A 369-nucleotide genomic window follows, 5' to 3' on the forward strand; every position below is an offset into this window, starting at 1 on the left:
CGGCAGGCCGTCGCGGACGGCGCGGATCTGCTCGGTGTGGCCGGCGGTGACGGCACGCAGGCCCTGGTGGCTGGGGTGGCCGCCGCACACGACGTACCGTTCATGGTCCTGGCCGCCGGCACCCGCAACCACTTCGCGATGGACCTGGGCCTGGATCGCGCCGACCCCGCCGGTGGCCTGGACGCGCTGACCGACGGTGTGGAACTCCGCGTCGATCTGGGCGAGGTGGCCGGGCTGCCGTTCGTCAACACGGTCTCCTTCGGGGCGTACGCCGAGATCGTGCAGAGCCCCGACTACCGCGACGCCAAGGCGGTCACCGCCCTCGACCAGCTGCCGGACCTGCTGCTCGGCGAGGCCGCGGCGAAGCTG

General features: G+C 73.4%; 1 protein-coding gene. It reads left to right on the forward strand.

The window, feature by feature from the left end; all coding sequences use genetic code 11:
• Nucleotides 1–369, forward strand: a 369-nt coding sequence (locus TN53_RS42980; protein ID WP_046264362.1) for a diacylglycerol/lipid kinase family protein, incomplete at both ends; no start/stop codon positions are given.

The sequence above is a fragment of the Streptomyces sp. WM6386 genome (assembly GCF_000972385.1).
Lineage (GTDB): Bacteria > Actinomycetota > Actinomycetes > Streptomycetales > Streptomycetaceae > Streptomyces.